Source organism: Acetobacter sp. JWB, from assembly GCF_003323795.1.
GTDB lineage: Bacteria > Pseudomonadota > Alphaproteobacteria > Acetobacterales > Acetobacteraceae > Acetobacter > Acetobacter oryzifermentans.
In genome coordinates this window covers 1,133,333-1,149,533 of the sequence record NZ_CP030871.1, presented here as the reverse complement: position 1 = coordinate 1,149,533, position 16,201 = coordinate 1,133,333, and the positions used below count along the sequence as shown (strand labels likewise).

General features: G+C 53.9%; 13 protein-coding genes. 8 read left to right on the top strand and 5 right to left on the bottom strand.

Features of this window, described 5'->3' with window-relative positions; translation table 11 throughout:
• Nucleotides 1-2: 2 nt before the first annotated feature.
• Together purE and DS739_RS05485 are read left to right on the top strand one after the other, a co-directional pair.
• Complete coding sequence (gene purE / locus DS739_RS05490) at nt 3-551, top strand: 5-(carboxyamino)imidazole ribonucleotide mutase (protein ID WP_006115130.1); 549 nt, start codon at nt 3-5, stop codon at nt 549-551.
• Nucleotides 548-1,729 (top strand): 5-(carboxyamino)imidazole ribonucleotide synthase, encoded by a 1,182-nt coding sequence (locus DS739_RS05485; RefSeq protein ID WP_006115129.1) that lies wholly within the window; start codon nt 548-550, stop codon nt 1,727-1,729. The genes purE and DS739_RS05485 overlap by 4 nt, the downstream gene beginning before the upstream one ends.
• Nucleotides 1,730-1,751: 22 nt before the next feature.
• On the opposite strand, the gene DS739_RS05480 is transcribed toward DS739_RS05485, so the two are convergent.
• Both DS739_RS05480 and DS739_RS05475 read right to left on the bottom strand, forming a co-directional pair.
• Nucleotides 1,752-2,516 (bottom strand): RadC family protein, encoded by a 765-nt coding sequence (locus tag DS739_RS05480; protein WP_006115128.1) that lies wholly within the window; start codon nt 2,514-2,516, stop codon nt 1,752-1,754.
• On the bottom strand, nt 2,513-3,337 hold the full coding sequence (locus tag DS739_RS05475) for a RadC family protein (RefSeq protein WP_006115127.1): 825 nt from the start codon (nt 3,335-3,337) through the stop codon (nt 2,513-2,515). The genes DS739_RS05480 and DS739_RS05475 overlap by 4 nt, the downstream gene beginning before the upstream one ends.
• A gap of 45 nt (nt 3,338-3,382) precedes the next feature.
• On the opposite strand from DS739_RS05475, the gene DS739_RS05470 reads away from it, so the two are divergent.
• From DS739_RS05470 to DS739_RS05450, 5 genes are all read left to right on the top strand, one after another.
• Entirely contained in the window at nt 3,383-5,614 is a 2,232-nt protein-coding gene (locus DS739_RS05470) for an ATP-dependent helicase (protein WP_035351511.1), read from the top strand.
• Nucleotides 5,614-6,534, top strand: a complete 921-nt coding sequence (locus DS739_RS05465) for a 50S ribosomal protein L11 methyltransferase (RefSeq protein ID WP_006115125.1) — start codon at nt 5,614-5,616, stop codon at nt 6,532-6,534. The genes DS739_RS05470 and DS739_RS05465 overlap by 1 nt, the downstream gene beginning before the upstream one ends.
• Before the next feature lie 42 nt (nt 6,535-6,576).
• Nucleotides 6,577-8,358, top strand: coding sequence for an aminopeptidase P family protein (locus tag DS739_RS05460; protein ID WP_006115124.1), 1,782 nt, complete (start codon nt 6,577-6,579; stop codon nt 8,356-8,358).
• A gap of 97 nt (nt 8,359-8,455) precedes the next feature.
• Entirely contained in the window at nt 8,456-9,487 is a 1,032-nt protein-coding gene (locus tag DS739_RS05455; protein ID WP_006115123.1) for an isocitrate/isopropylmalate dehydrogenase family protein, read from the top strand.
• A gap of 97 nt (nt 9,488-9,584) precedes the next feature.
• On the top strand, nt 9,585-10,328 hold the full coding sequence (locus DS739_RS05450) for a hypothetical protein (RefSeq protein ID WP_006115122.1): 744 nt from the start codon (nt 9,585-9,587) through the stop codon (nt 10,326-10,328).
• A gap of 5 nt (nt 10,329-10,333) precedes the next feature.
• On the opposite strand, the gene DS739_RS05445 is transcribed toward DS739_RS05450, so the two are convergent.
• Both DS739_RS05445 and rpsD read right to left on the bottom strand, forming a co-directional pair.
• The gene (locus DS739_RS05445; protein WP_035351513.1) at nt 10,334-11,881 is read right to left on the bottom strand and encodes a peptide chain release factor 3; all 1,548 of its coding nucleotides are present in this window, start codon (nt 11,879-11,881) and stop codon (nt 10,334-10,336) included.
• A gap of 99 nt (nt 11,882-11,980) precedes the next feature.
• Complete coding sequence (gene rpsD / locus DS739_RS05440; RefSeq protein WP_035351514.1) at nt 11,981-12,598, bottom strand: 30S ribosomal protein S4; 618 nt, start codon at nt 12,596-12,598, stop codon at nt 11,981-11,983.
• Between the two features lie 272 nt (nt 12,599-12,870).
• Here rpsD and DS739_RS05435 point away from each other — a divergent pair, with 272 nt between their 5' ends.
• Nucleotides 12,871-13,422: an HdeD family acid-resistance protein gene (locus DS739_RS05435; RefSeq protein WP_035351518.1), complete on the top strand. Its 552-nt coding sequence runs from the start codon at nt 12,871-12,873 to the stop codon at nt 13,420-13,422.
• Between the two features lie 80 nt (nt 13,423-13,502).
• Here the strand turns inward: DS739_RS05435 and DS739_RS05430 are convergent, their stop codons facing one another.
• A complete protein-coding gene (locus DS739_RS05430; protein WP_006115118.1) occupies nt 13,503-16,103 on the bottom strand; it encodes a cation:proton antiporter in 2,601 nt (866 codons plus the stop codon).
• Nucleotides 16,104-16,201 lie beyond the last annotated feature (98 nt).

Here is a 16,201-nt window from a genome sequence, read left to right as displayed (position 1 = left end):
CCGTGAGCGAAACCGCCCCCCTGCCCTCCGCTTCCGATGCTTTAGATGACAAAGCAGCCTCTGCCCCAGTTGTGGGGATTATCATGGGCAGCCAGTCAGATTGGGAAACCATGCGCCATGCGGATGGATTGCTGACCGAGCTGGAAATCCCGCATGAAACCCTAATTGTTTCAGCACATCGCACACCAGATCGGCTGGCTGATTACGCACGCACGGCAGCCGAACGCGGGCTAAACGTCATTATTGCTGGTGCTGGCGGAGCTGCGCATCTGCCGGGTATGTGCGCGGCATGGACACGCCTGCCCGTTTTAGGTGTTCCGGTAGAATCCCGCGCACTTAAAGGCATGGACAGCCTGCTTTCTATTGTGCAGATGCCCGGTGGCGTGCCCGTGGGCACTTTGGCTATTGGTGCATCCGGGGCAAAAAATGCAGCCTTGCTGGCAGCCTCCATTCTGGCGCTGCACAATCCGGCCCTTGCTGCGCGGCTTGAAACATGGCGTGCATTGCAAACAGCCTCTGTCCCCAACTCCCCCATTACCGAAGATAAATGACCTTCTCACATTCTCCGCTTAAGCCCAATGCCGTTATCGGCATTGTGGGCGGTGGCCAGCTTGGCCGTATGTCTGCCATTGCAGCTGCACGCCTTGGGTTTCGCACACATATTCTGACAACCGAGGCCAATGGCCCGGCGGCTCAGGTTTCTCACGCTGTAACATGCGGCAAGTATGATGATCCGGCAGCACTGGATGCATTTGCCAGCACGGTTGATGTTGTAACTTTTGAGTTTGAAAACATCAGTGCAGATGCGTTAGACCTTTTGGCCACACACTGTCCTGTGCATCCTTCGGGCCATATTTTGCGCATCAGCCAAGATAGACTGGCTGAAAAAACTTTTTTTGCTTCTGCTGGCATCCCATTAGCACCGTGGCACGCGGTCACAGACGTAAAAACCCTACATGAAGCCGCAGAAAAAGTTTGCTTACCGCTGATTCTCAAAACTACCCGCAATGGATATGATGGCAAAGGCCAGCGCCGTGTGCACCATATCCATGATCTGGAAGATGCTTTTAACGCCTTGGCACCACATCCTCTGGTTGCAGAAGGTATGGTAGATTTTGCCTGCGAAATTAGCGTTATGGTGGTGCGCAGTGCCGATGGTACGGTGCGGTGTTTTGATCCAGCGCTCAACCGGCACTGGAATGGTATTCTAGACCTTACACTAGCTCCGGCCCCTATTGATCCAAACATTGCCGCGCAGGCCGTAAAACTGGCCACCACTATTGCAGAAAAACTGGAATTGGTTGGCATTCTGGGCGTTGAGATGTTTGTTGATCGCACCGGCAACCTGTTGGTGAACGAAATGGCCCCTCGCCCCCATAATTCGGGCCACTGGACCATGAACGCCTGCCCACAGGATCAGTTTGACATGCACATCCGTGCAGTTGCGGGGCTGCCTTTGCCCCATGCTGTGCGCCATTCTGATGCCATCATGAAAAATCTGGTTGGGCCGGAAGATATGGCTCTGTTGCCACAAATTATGGCTACTCAAGGCTTTATTCCGCACTTATACGGCAAGAAAGAAGCCCACGTTGGCCGTAAAATGGGGCATGTGAATATTCTGTTCCCCTACGGCGCACTTCCCGGCAATTTGGGTATTCAGGATGCTTTGGGGCCACTGGCCACCAAAACCGCTGCCCCGGAACCAAAAGAAGACACAGCCGCCAGTTAAGACACTGCGTGAAGCAAGATATTTACAGAAGCCCTGCTTCACGCATGCTCAACAGCTTTTCTCCGGCAACAATAATATGATCCCATACGTGGATATTCATAATTTTTGCTGCACCACAAATTTGCGTTGTCATCACCACATCATCGGCTGAAGGCGTTGGGTCTCCGCTTGGGTGATTATGCACCAACACCAGAATAGTAGCTTTGAGCTGCAAGGCGCGTGATACAATTTCCCGCGGGTAAACAGGCGTATGATCCACCGTGCCCTGCCCCATAACATCATCAACCAGAAGCTGGTGCTTTTCATTTAGAAACAATACGCGCACCTGTTCGCGCTTTTCAGGCCCCATAACAGCCCGTAAATACGCATAAAGCTGTGTGCTATCAGCCAATATGCCAGAACGGCGTAATCTTGCGCGTTGGATACGCAACCCAGTTTCACGCGCCAACATCAGCAAAACGCGTGCAGCCTCTGGCAATGCCTTTATGCTTTTACTTGGCTCCTGCCAGCTTATAGCTGCCATTACTGCGGACAGGTTTCCATATTCATGTAATAAGTTCTGTGCCTGTTCCTGTGCTTTAGCATTACGCGGCTGTGCCTGTACTATAAGCCTGCATAGCAGAGAAAAATCCGTTTCTTCCGCCTCAGAAGCTTCTGGCACTGTGCCGCCATAAATTTCGGCTGGAAACGCAATAGCTTCCGCAGTTGAAACATTCAGCCGAAAATGCGTGGCATCAGCAAATTGACTTGTCGCTTTTTTTTCGGGTTTTGTAGGTGGGCGCGTCAAAATTTCGGCCCTGCGTGGTGGTTAAAGCTACGCCATTCACCCCACCCAATGGTAATATGATCATGCACCTCCACCGCCAACAATGGGGCGCTACGCTGCAATTCCCTTACAAAAGGCGCATTTTGCGCAAGGCTTTGATCCAGCGTTTGATTTTCTGCCACTAAATCCACAGTTACCAACGCACAGGCATGCAAAGCCAATGCACGTTGCAAAACCAGCGCCACAGCCTGCCGAATACAGGCCATAGCCTCATGGCTGCTGCCTTCATGCAAAAACGCTGGCACCGTTTCATCGGCAATTAACTGGTTGCGGCTATCCAGAAACAAGGCACGCACCTGCCCTCTGGGGGCATTTGCCAGATAAACATCTGCATATTCTAAAATACTGTCCCAGTTGCCCAAAAACTGGCGTGATTCCTCACCACTTTCTGGCAACCGGTCTGCCACGCAGGCCACATCTTGCAACACTGCGGCACTTGCCCGTGTAACACCACTGATCTGGCGCAGATTTTCTTCTCCTGCTTCCAGCACAGCCTGCAAAGTACCAAACGTATTGATAAGGCTTTTTGCCAAGGGCTTTGTATCTTTACGTGGAATCCCGACATACAACAGCATTTCCAGCAATTCGTAATCAGCCAAGGAAGCTGCGCCCTGGGCCAACACGCGTTGGCGCATACGTTTGCGATGCCCTGTAGGGCCGGTGCTTTCAAAAACAGGCAGGGCACCTTGCGGCGCATTTAAACAACCTTGGGTTGTGTCAGCCTTTACTGCAAAGCTGCTGGGCTTTTTTTGCCTTTTCTGCTCAGCCGACTGTCTCCCCATTCCATTGCTCCGTTTGGCCTGAAGCGCACATGCTTATATAAAGGCATGGTGAATACGTCCGAACACCCCTCCGCCCCGCTTTTTTCATCTCCGTCTGCATCGGGTGACAGTTATCTGGCTCGTCTTAACCCCGAACAGCGCGCTGCTATTGAAACAACGGATGGCCCTTTGCTGGTGCTGGCTGGTGCTGGCACAGGCAAAACACGGGTTTTAACCACCCGCTTTGCGCATATCCTGCTGACAGGCCGGGCCAAGCCATGGCAGATCCTGACAGTAACCTTTACCAATAAAGCTGCGCGAGAAATGCATGAGCGTATTGGGCTGCTTTTGGGCAGTCCGGCAGAAGGGCTATGGTTAGGCACATTTCATGCCCTGTGTGCGCGTATGCTGCGCCGCCATGCCGAATATGTGGGGCTCACACAAAGCTTTACAATTCTGGATACGGATGACCAGCTGCGCCTGCTCAAACAGGTTATGGCACCGTGGCAGATTGATATCAAACGCTGGCCTGCTCCTGGCCTTTTAGGCGTTATTCAGCGCTGGAAAGACCGCGGGCTTACACCAGAGCGCATTACCCCCTCCGAGGATTCGGACTTTGCCAACGGCCACGCCCGCGCCATTTACACCGCGTATCAGGCCCGCCTGAAGCAACTGAACGCCTGCGATTTTGGTGATCTGATGCTGCATGTAACCGAAATTTTGCGCACACGGCCTGATGTGCTGGCACAGTATCATCGCCTGTTCCGTTACATTCTGGTGGATGAGTATCAGGATACCAACACCATTCAATACCTCTGGCTGCGTCTGCTGGCCAAACACGCAGAAGGCCCAGCCAATATCTGCTGCGTGGGGGATGATGACCAATCCATCTACTCATGGCGTGGTGCAGAAGTTGAAAACATTCTGCGGTTTGAAAAAGATTTTCCCTCCGCCAAGGTTGTGCGGCTAGAACGCAATTATCGCTCTACCCGGCATATTCTGGGGGCTGCCGCAGGGCTTATCGCCCATAATAGCGAACGGTTAGGCAAGACACTTCGCCCTGGCAGAGAAGATGCAGAAGGTAAAAAAGTTAGCGTTCTTGGTGTGTGGGATTCGGATACAGAAGCCCGCATGGTATGCGAACAGGCAGAAAAACTACGCGCACAAGGCCACGCTTTAAAAGAAATAGCCATTCTGGTGCGTGCGGGCTTTCAAACCCGCGCGTTTGAAGAACGGCTTATGCAAACTGGCCTACCCTATCGCATTGTAGGTGGCCTGCGTTTTTATGAACGTGCAGAAATACGTGATGCACTGGCCTATATGCGCGTGCTAAGCCAACCGGCGGATGATCTGGCGTTTGAGCGTATTATCAATGTACCCAAACGCGGCGTTGGCCCTGCCGGGTTGCAAAAGCTGCATGCTGCTGCCCGCGCCAACAGCCTGCCCCTTACCGGCGGCACGGAAAAGCTGCTGGAAGATAACGCGCTTAAAGGAAAATCCGCCGCCCATTTACGCCAGTTGATGGAAGCCTTTGCCAGCACACGCGATATTTTAGCGCGTGAAGGCCATGTGGTGGCTGTTGAACACCTGCTGGAAGAAAGCGGGTATCTGGATATGTGGCGGCAGGATCGCTCCCCCGATGCGCCGGGGCGGCTGGAAAACCTGAAGGAACTGACACGTGCGCTGGCTGATTTTAGAACGCTGGGCGAGTTTTTAGAACACGTTGCCCTTGTGATGGATCATGATGAAAACGGGCAGGATGATTACCTGTCCATCATGACCCTGCATGGCGCCAAAGGGCTTGAATTCGATACAGTCTTTCTGCCCGGGTGGGAGGAAGGTGTTTTTCCCTCTCAACGCACGTTGGATGAAGGTGGCCTGAAAGGGCTGGAGGAAGAACGCAGGCTGGCTTACGTGGGCATTACACGCGCACGGCAGGAAGCCATTATCTTTCATGCTGGCCGTCGGCGTATTTACGCCAACTGGCAGCCTTCCATGCCCAGCCGCTTTTTAGACGAACTGCCAGATGAACACGTGGTTCGCCATGATGAAGGCGGTACGTTCCAACGGCAAGGCCTTAACCTTTCCGAATCCGTGTTTGATAACGGCCCCATTATTGCCCGCCGCAGAAAAGACCCCATGCTGGAAGCCGCACCGGCACTGCAACTAGGTGACCATGTACGCCACCCCCGCTTTGGGGAAGGCATCGTTATTTCGGCAGATCGGCACCATGTTGAAGTGTCTTTTGAATCTGTCGGCACCAAACGTCTTCTTTCATCCTTTATCGAGAAAATCTAATGGCTCCTCCTACCCGCCGTCATGCCACCAGCCTTGAAACCATTTCTGTCACTGTGCCGGAAGCGGCGGTGGAAGCTTACGAAAACGCCATTGGCAGCGTGTGCGCCACGGTTGGTATTTTTGAAGCCAACCCGGAAGGCACCCTGTGGCGGGTAGAAGGCGTGAAAGATACCGGACACCGGGAAGATGAACTAACCGCCAGCCTTGTGCTGGCCGAACTGACAAGTGGCGTTACCGCTCCACTGGAACGCACCAGCACGGAAGCAGAAGGCTGGCTGGCCCGCACGTATGAGGCTTTTCCCGAACAGGAAGTGGGCCGCCGTTTTGTGGTGCGTGGCACGCATTTGCCCGATTCTAAAAATGCCACCCGAATTGTGCTCACGCTGGATGCGGGCGTAGCTTTTGGATCAGGCGAGCATGGCTCCACCCGCGGGTGCCTGCGCGCGCTGGAGCGTGTGGCTTACCGTCGCCCTCGCCGGATTTTGGATCTGGGCTGCGGCACCGGTATTCTGGCCATGGCTGCTGCGGCATTGCTGCACCAAAAAGTATTGGCCGTGGATATTGAGCCGTGGTCTGTGCGCGTAGCGGCACAAAATGCCAAGCGTAACCAGCTTGGGCGCGTGCTTACATGCCGCTTGGGCAATGGGTGGCAAACGCCTGCCATCTGGAAGGCCGCACCGTTTGATCTGGTTTTTGCCAATATTCTGGCCCGCCCTTTGTGCCTGATGGCCAAAGATCTGGCACGGTATCTGGCCCCCGGCGGCACGGTTATTCTGGCAGGGTTGTTGCGCACACAAGTACGTATGGTGTTGGCCGCGCATCGGCGGCAGGGGCTGGTTCTTGAGCAGGAATTGACAGAAGGAGAATGGGCCACCCTTATTCTACGCCGCCCGGTTCTTCCTGTTCGAAAAACAGCCTGATCAGCCTTTTCTTTTCCTACGTTATTTCAGGACACAGTTTTCATGACGTCTGCATCTTCCGCCCGGTTGGCTGCGCTACGCACCCTTTTGCAAAACGAGGGGTTGGATGGCCTGATTGTGCCCCATAGCGATGAGTTTTTGGGGGAATACACACCAGCCTGTGCTGAACGTCTGGCATGGTTAACTGGTTTTACGGGCAGCGCAGGCATAGCCATTGTGCTGCCCCATACAGCCGCTGTGTTTTCTGATGGTCGTTACATTACCCAGATGGATCAACAGGTGGACGGTACGTGCTGGCAACGCCTGCATATCAGCCAGACACCTCCGGCCATGTGGCTGAAGGAGCAAGCCAAACCAGAAACCCGCGTAGGTTACGATCCGCGTGTGATGAGCACCGCGGAACTACGCCCGTTTGTAGCCCAAAGCGGCGTCATACTGGTGCCAACATCTCGCAATCTGGTAGATGATATCTGGGCAGATCGCCCGGCTTTTCCCTCTGCCCCAGCCTGTATGCACCCGCTGGCCTTTGCTGGCCGCAGCTCTGCCGAAAAACGGCAGGAAATTGCTGCAATTCTTACCCAGAATGGTCAGGATGCTGCGGTTCTGAGCGATTCCGCCTCTATTGCGTGGCTACTGAATATTCGAGGCTCCGATATTCCCTGCACACCCGTAGCTTTGGCATTTGCGCTGGTGCATGCAAACAACTCAGTCGATCTATTTATAAAGCCAGAAAAAATCCCGACAAACATTAAGGAATGGCTCGGCTCTTCCGTGCGCGTGCATGCACCGCAGGAGATGGAGCAGATTCTGGCAACCCTGAAAAGCAAAACCGTTGGTGTAGATCCTGCCAGCAATGCCGTCTGGTTTGGCCAAACGCTCACCCGCCACGGCGCAACAGTGCAGGAAACACCAGACCCGTGCCTGCTGCCCAAGGCCCGCAAAAACAAAGTGGAACAGATGGGCATGCGTACAGCCCATCTGCGTGATGGTGTCGCACTTTGCCGTTTCCTGCATTGGCTGGATACAAAGGGCCGCAACTGCACAGAGCTTGAAGCCGCTACACAGCTTGATGCCTTTCGTGCTGAAGGGAAGGACTACCGGGAGGAATCCTTTCCCGCCATTTCCGGTTCTGGCCCCAATGGAGCCATTATTCATTACCGCGTTACGCCGGAAAGTGACCGAAAACTTCAGAATAACGAAGTTTATCTGATTGATAGCGGTGGCCAGTACCCCGAAGGCACAACCGATGTTACCCGCACTGTCTGGACAGGCCCTGACGCGCCACCGGCCAGCTTGAAAGACGTATTTACCCGCGTGCTCAAAGGTAATTTACGTTTGGGCCGTGCGCGGTTTCCTGTTGGCACCAAAGGCCACGCGCTAGATGCACTGGCACGGTTTGACCTGTGGCAGGCTGGGTTGGATTATGACCACGGCACCGGCCACGGTGTTGGCAGCTTTCTTTCCGTGCATGAAGGGCCTGCACGTATTTCTAAAATGCCTTCTCCCATTACGCTGGAAGAAGGCATGGTGATTTCCAACGAACCGGGCTTTTACAAACCCGGCGCCTACGGCATTCGTCTGGAAACACTGGTAATGATCTACCGGAATGACATGCCGCATTCCGATCGAGCTTTTCTGGCATTTGAAACCCTTACATTGGCTCCTTTTGACAGACGGCTGATTGACCTCGCCCTGTTAGGCCCGGAAGATACCGCCGTGCTGGACGCGTACCATGCTCAAATCTTGGATCAGGTAGGCCCTCACCTGCCATCTGATGCACAGAAATGGCTGAAAACAGCATGCGCACCTCTCAAGAGGCCGTGAGAGACGGAGTCTTTCCTCTCTGGTCACGAAATTGAGAATCGCATGCACCGTAAAACGGGCGCAAAACAGGCTACGAAGTTGAAGGGAGCTTCTCAGAATGACGACAGACAGCAAGACCATTCCAGCCACTCTTATTGCAGGTGATGGCATCGGCCCTGAAATTGTTGAATCAGTTACCGAAATTCTGGATACCGTTGGGGCCCCATTTGTATGGGATCGCCAACTGGCCGGTATGGCGGGTGTGGACGCGGTAAATGACCCGCTGCCCAAGCAGACAATTGAAAGCATCCGGCGCACTGGCCTGGCCCTGAAAGGCCCGCTGACAACTCCAGTTGGTGGTGGGTTTAAATCCATCAACGTAACCCTGCGTCAGGAATTTGGCCTGTTTGCCAACCTGCGCCCAACCAAAACCATCATTCCCGGTGGTCGGTTTGATGATATCGACCTTGTTCTGTTCCGTGAAAACCTTGAAGGTTATTATGCAGCAATGGAACATTACATTCCGGTAGGGGATGACCCCAAGGGCATTGCGCTAAGCTCTGGCTTTAACTCCCGCGCAGAATGCCGCCGGATTGTAAAGTTTGCCTTTGAATATGCGGTCAAGAATAACCGCAAAACGGTAACCATTGTTCACAAGGCCAATATCCTCAAACTGCTGACAGGCCTGTTCCTTGAAGAAGGCCGCAAGGTTGCAGAAGAATACAAAGGCCGCGTTGAATTCAATGAACGGATTGTAGATGCCTGCGCCATGCAGCTTGTCATCAACCCGTGGCAGTTTGATGTGATTGTAACCTCCAACCTGTTTGGTGATATCCTTTCTGACCTTACGGCCGGTCTGGTTGGTGGTCTGGGTATGGCACCGGGTGCAAACATTGGTGAAAAAGCCGCTGTGTTTGAAGCCGTGCATGGTTCTGCACCAGATATCGCAGGCAAAGGCATTGCCAACCCACTGGCTCTGCTGCTGGCTGCTGTTATGATGCTGCGCCACGTGAACCGTGATGATCTGGCTGACCGTATTGATGCCGGTATCAAAAAGGTTATCACCAACGGTACAGTGCGCACGAAGGATCTGGGCGGCAATGCCACCACAAAGGATCTGACAGCAGCTCTGAAACAGGCAGTTGCCTGATACTCAGCATTACGGCTGTTCAAAAAACCGATTGCGATGGAAAGGGGGCCCTTGTGGCTCCCTTTTCTTTTAACCGCATCTCACATTAGGGTAAGGCATGACCCGTTCTTTTGGTGGCCCATGGCCTGCCCTCCCCCTTTCTGCTTCATTCCGCATTGATGTAGAACCATCACCTCCGGCTGTTCCGGCAGATATCGAGCAGGAAATTACGCATCTCTGGCAGCAAGCCTGTGCAACAACGCCAGCCTTATTTAATGGCTGCGTCTTTTCGGCCTCCTGCGTAACGCGTACCGTTATTAAAGGTTACTGGACAGAGTATCGTCGCGTATTTGCGCAAATGAAGAACCCTGCGCTTTTTCCATTTTTGCGGCTGCAACCATTAGCTGTGGTCGGGTTAGTGCGTACGCCAGATGGATATGTGTTAGGCCGCCGTAACCCATCATCTATCTATCAGGGAAATTTTTGGCAAAGCCCGCCTGCTGGTAGCATTGAAAAACGCACAGATGCCGAAAGTATCAATCTGGCCGAACAGATTTTAGCAGAAGCCACAGAAGAATTGGGGCTGGATGCCAAAAACCTACAGGTTGAACAGCCACTTATGGCAGTGCGGCACCCTCATACCCGCGTGTTGGATATTGGGCTTGTATTAAAAACCCGGCTGACTTTTGAGAAAGTAGAAGAAAGTTGGAGGCAACATGCCAATAAAGAATACGACATGCTAGCCTGCGTACCTGCCAAAAACGTAGCAACATGGCTGGAGCAAAACGCTATTCTGCCAACCAGCCAGTACCTTCTGCAACATGAGCAAAACACTGCGCACCATATGATGCGCCAGCGTTAAATTGCTTATTTAATTTCCACACCAATCTGCTTGATATCATGGAAGTTGATATCCGGGTTCTGTTCTTCCGTACGGCGCATCATAAATGCTGAGGTGGCCAGAAACACCGGATCATCATCCAGATCATCCGCCATGGCGGAGCGATGTGCAGCGGCAAAGGCCTCAATTTTTTCACGCGGGCCGGTAATCCAGCGGGCCAAAGAATACGGCGTGGAATCAAAACCAATGGCTACACCGTACTCTGCTTTCAGGCGAGATTGCAGCACATCAAGCTGCAAAGTACCCACAACGCCAACAATCGGCTGCGCGCCATCTTGCGGGCGGAACAACTGCACCACACCTTCTTCCGCCAGCTGCACCAGCGCCTGTTTGAGCTTTTTGGCCTTCATGGCGTCATCCAGCCGCACGCGGCGCAGAATTTCCGGGGCAAAATGCGGCACACCGGTAAACTGGATATCTTCACCCTCTGTTAGCGTATCGCCAATGCGCAAGGTGCCGTGGTTGGGAATACCCACCACATCCCCAGCGAAGGCTTCTTCTGCCAGATGTCTATCCTGCGCAAAAAAGAACTGTGGCGTATGCACTGCAAAGCTTTTGCCTGTGCGCGTGTGTTTAAGGCGCATGCCACGGCTTAGCTTGCCAGAACAGATACGGGCAAAGGCAATACGGTCACGATGGTTGGGATCCATATTCGCCTGAATTTTAAACACCAGCGCCGTCATGTTCGGCTCCGTGGCCTTTACCACACGGGTTTCTGCGGCCTGATCGCGCGGGGGCGGGCCAAAAGCCACCAGTGCATCCAGCAGATCGGTCACCCCAATTTCCTTGATCGCACTCCCGAAGAACACGGGGGTAAGGTGCCCGGCATCGAAGGATTCTTTATCAAACTCCGGCAGCGCGGCTTCTACCAGCTCCAGTTCCTCACGCATCTGCACAAGGCGGGCATCATCTTCTGGCAGATCAACCGTTGTGTGCAGTTTTTTGGTAAGAATATCGTAAGTACCAACAAACGTGGCCGCGCGCCCCACCGGCCATGTGGCAGGAGATGTATCTAGCGCAAGGGATGATGCAATTTCATCCAGCAGAGCAAATGGATCCTGCGCCTCACGGTCCATCTTGTTGATGAAGGTAACAATCGGAATATCACGCAGGCGGCAAATCTCGAACAGCTTGCGTGTACGATCTTCAATGCCCTTAGCGGCGTCAATCACCATTACGGCGGAATCTACGGCTGTTAAGGTACGGTAGGTATCTTCAGAAAAGTCTTCATGTCCGGGTGTATCCAGCAGGTTGAAAACACAGCCGCCGTAATCGAACGTCATAACCGAGCTGACAACGGAAATCCCACGGTCACGCTCAATGCCCATCCAGTCAGACCGTGTGCGGCGGCGTTCGCCCTTGGCGCGCACGTTGCCCGCCATCTGAATAGCCCCACCTGCCCGCAATATCCGTTCTGTCAGCGTGGTTTTACCAGCATCCGGATGCGAGATAATAGCAAAGGTCCGGCGGCGGGTAATGTCACTGCTAAGAGGGGCGGATGCGGTATCAGACATAAGGGCTCTGTTCCGAAACAAACATGAGTAAAAACGGCAAACGCCGGATGGAGAGAAATCCCTCCACCCGGCGCGGTATAAAACGAACCTAAACGCCGATTAACGGGAGTAGTATTCGACCACCAGATTCGGTTCCATCTGCACCGGATACGGCACATCGGAAAGCTGCGGGCCACGCAGGTACGTGCCCTTCATCTGGCGATGATCCACTTCCATGTATTCCGGCACATCGCGTTCGGCAGACTGCGCGGCATCCAGAACGATAGCCAGCTGCTTGGATTTTTCACGCACTTCGATAACGTCACCATCCTTCACGAGGTAGGAAGGGATGTTCATCTTTTTGCCGTTAACCAGAATGTGGCCATGGCTGATGAACTGACGGGATGCAAACGGCGTGATTGCAAACTTCATCCGGTACACAACGGCATCCAGACGGCGTTCCAGCAGGTTGATCAGGTTTTCAGACGTATCCCCCTTGCGGCGCACGGCTTCCTGATAATAGCGGCGGAACTGCTTTTCTGTAATGTTACCGTAGTAACCCTTCAGCTTCTGCTTAGCCATCAGCTGAACGGAGAAGTCAGACGGCTTGCCCTTACGGCGCTGGCCATGCTGGCCCGGACCATATTCGCGACGGTTAACCGGAGATTTGGCGCGGCCCCACAGGTTTACACCAAGGCGACGGTTAATTTTATACTTGCTCTCAAGGCGCTTGCTCATAGTGCGCTCTTCTCTCTTAACAGGCGGAACATCGGGCAGATGTCCGTCGTTACACCGGTAGTCCCCGTCCACCACGGATCGGAGCGGGCGCAAACCGTATTACCAGCGGGGCGTGCTCCCCTTCTGGCCGATTTGTCCACATTCCCGGCAATGGAGGCAGGAATTACGAAACCCCGGGCGCAGTGTCAACTTTTTCCGTTGCGCTTTCTTCCATTCTGCAGTGCATAGTCGTGCAATCGACCCATAAAATTGAAAAGAAAGGATTACTCAGCATGCCATTTGCTAAAAAATGGGGGCTATTTGTGGCGTTGGGTCTCGCCCTTATTATATTGGGCTTTATTGCCTGTATTGATGCGGTTTCCGTAACCCTTGCCAGCACCATATTTATTGGCGCACTGCTAATTGCTGCTGGCATTATGCAGATAGTACATGCCTTTGCTGTACGCGATTGGGGCGGCTTTATTTTTTCCCTGCTATGCGGGCTTCTCTACGCCGCTGGCGGTTACCTTCTTATAGAAGAACCAGCCACAGGTTCCGTTGCCATTACCATTTTTGTATCTGCCTGCTTTGTGGTTGTAGGCGTGCTGCGCTGCGCTCTGGCCCTGCAAGCACGCGGTATGCCGGGCTGGGTGATTATTCTGGGTAGCGGGCTTATCAGCCTGCTTGTTGGCCTCTGCCTGTACTTTACCTTGCCGTGGTCTGGCCTGTGGTTGATTGGTACATTTGTGGGTGCAGAACTGATTGTAAGCGGCATAAGCTGGCTACAAATTGGCCTTGCCCTGCGCCAGAGCAATTCTGTGCCGCCACCCATTACCCGCCTATAAAATTTACGGCGTATATATACAAAAACGGCGCGGGCCTGTTGGCTCCGCGCCGTTTTTTATGCCCACATCATTAAGGCCGCTTATTCTTTTGGTGTGGATGAAGGCGGCAACTGGCTTTTGGGGGCCAACAGCATAAGCGCATCCTTGCCAGCATCATCCTCCACCTTACGGTTTGAGCCAGGCAAAAGAGCAATAGGCCGTTCGCCTGCTTCACGCTTGCGCAGGATGTTTTGAATGTTTTCCAGCACCACGGGGTAATCTTCAATCAAGCGCTGGAAGCGGCTGGCCGTAATCACCATGAAATGCCCAAACTGCACGGCACGGATGGTGCCGGGGCAACGCCAGCCATGCAAAGCCTCCTGCGCGCCTATCAGATCCCCTGCGCCATACAGCACATCGGCCCCCGCAACGTGGCTTTCTGCCAAACCGGCGCTAATAAAATAGATGGCGCCCATCTTGCGCCCTTTCCGGCAGATTACCTCCTGCGGGGCCACAAAACGCAAGGATGTGGTCGTGGCCAGATCATGCAGTTCTGCCCCCGGCAACCCCTTAAAGATGGCTGCATGTTTTAGCCGGTCTTCTATGCCACTGCGCAGATCAAAGCTCATCCGCTTGATCAGACGATGCCTGCGGCGTTCCAGCTCTTTCAGCAGTTCACGGCTAAGTTCATCACTGATGAGGGATTCTGAAAGCAGGGTTGTGTATTCTTCACTTTCCAGGCGCAGGGCAATCTGGCGGAAAATCCGGTTTTCCAGCGCCTCGGCATAGCCATGATAATGCAAGCGCAAGGTTTCCAGCGCCTCATCCAGCAACTTGCGCTGGCGAGAGAGCACCTCGGCCACAATTTCCCCAATACGGCTGCCCAATGTGGGTTCCAGCCGCTCGTGCATGAAACGTGTGAGAGAGATGGAAATGAAATGCGCCACCATCAGCATTTCAAACCGTTCCGCCATGCACAGCATCAGCGGCCGATCCAGATGCAAATGATTATGCACCCATTGCGCCGCCTTGAAGCGCAAAGATGGACTCAACCGTTTACGCAGCGCGCGCACATACCCCAAACGCCCTTCCAGCCGTGCACCATCAATTGCTGCTTCGGAAGACCGTAGCAATGTTTCCATCACCCGGCGAGAAAGCCCCTGCATACGGAACAGATCCAGCAGCATGGAGCGTTCCTGACTGGCAATGGTAATCAGCGCCAGATTAACGCGCTGGATATCAGACAGTGCGCGGTCAAACTCATTAGCTGCCTGTTCTTCCTCTGCCCGGCGTTCTAGATGATCAACAACCGAGCGCGTGGCATCTGCGCTGAAACCAAGTTCATCCCCCAGTTCCTTGGCGCGGTTGCACACATTGCCCAGCCCGATACTCAGCACCTGATGGCGCATGGCTTCATCAATGGGGGACAGACGATCCAGCTTGAGAAACAGCACGAGGGAACGCAGCGTGGTGCCGTTAACAAGCAGCGTAATCAACACGAACCCGGTGGCAATAATACCGATAAAATGCGCAACCGGCGTGGAAACGTGTTCGTTTTCCGTAACGGCCAACGCCAGCGCCAATGTAATGGCCCCACGCAAGCCCCCCCACACCATTGTCACCTTAAATGGTGTGGGCACGGGTGGGGAAAGGCGTGTCCATGCCAATAGCGGCAACATGCCAAACACCACAGCTGCACGTGCAGCCAACCCCGCCACACTGGCAATAAGGATAAGCACCCAATCCCACCGGGTCATGCCCACCAGCAGGCGCGGTACCAGCATGGAGGCCAGCACAAACACCAAGGATCCCGCCCAAAAGACCAATTGCTGCCAAAGCTGGTTGAGAAACAGCCACGTTTGCGGCCGAATGGTGGATGGCCCGTACACAGACAGCGTAAGCCCTGCGGCCGCTGTGGCCACCACGCCGGAAACCCCCAGAATTTCGTCTGAGAGGATGTACACCACGTAAGGCAGCGCCACTGTTAGCGTAATTTCCGCTGCCGAACTGGCAATAGCGGACATCATGACCAATGTGAGCCGCCCGACAACCACCCCAACAATAAGCGCCCCCACAAAGGAGACCACGAAGGAGATCAACGCATCACCCAGATGGATGGCTTTATGCAGCGTGACGGAGGGCAGCAGAATGGAAAAGATGGAAATAGCCGCCGCATCATTCAGCAGTGCCTCACCCTCCACCAGCCGTGTTAGGCGTGTTGCGGCCCCAATATCTCGGAAAATCCCGGCCACAGCGGAAGGATCAGTCGTGGCCACAATAGATCCAAGCAGCAGGCAGACCACCAGCGGCATCTGGGCAAAGGGATACAACGCAAAGCCAATAGTGGCCGTGGCAATAACAACCGCCACCACAGCCAGAAGCAAAACAGTACCTGTTTCATGCGCGAGGCGCCGTACATCAATGGCCAACGCGCCCTGAAACACCAGCGCGGGCAGAAAGATGAGCAGAAATTCTTCACTGTTCAGCGGGAAATCAAGCAGCGCCTCTGCAATGCCATTGAAGGCCGAAGTGTGGGAACTGCGCAGAGCCACATCTGCCAAAGACCCGATGATAATACCCACAATAGCCAGCAGAACCGTTTCAGACAGTTCCAGCTTGCGCGCAATGGGCTGCACGGTGCTCACCACCACCAAAAGCAGCGCAATAACAAGCAGTACCGCTGCCAGACCCGTTACCGCCATGCCACGCTATTCCCTATATCCAACACCAACATCCATACTGCCTGAGCCGTTATCATCATGATAAGGCAAGGAAATGGCAGCTTCCGCATTATATACGC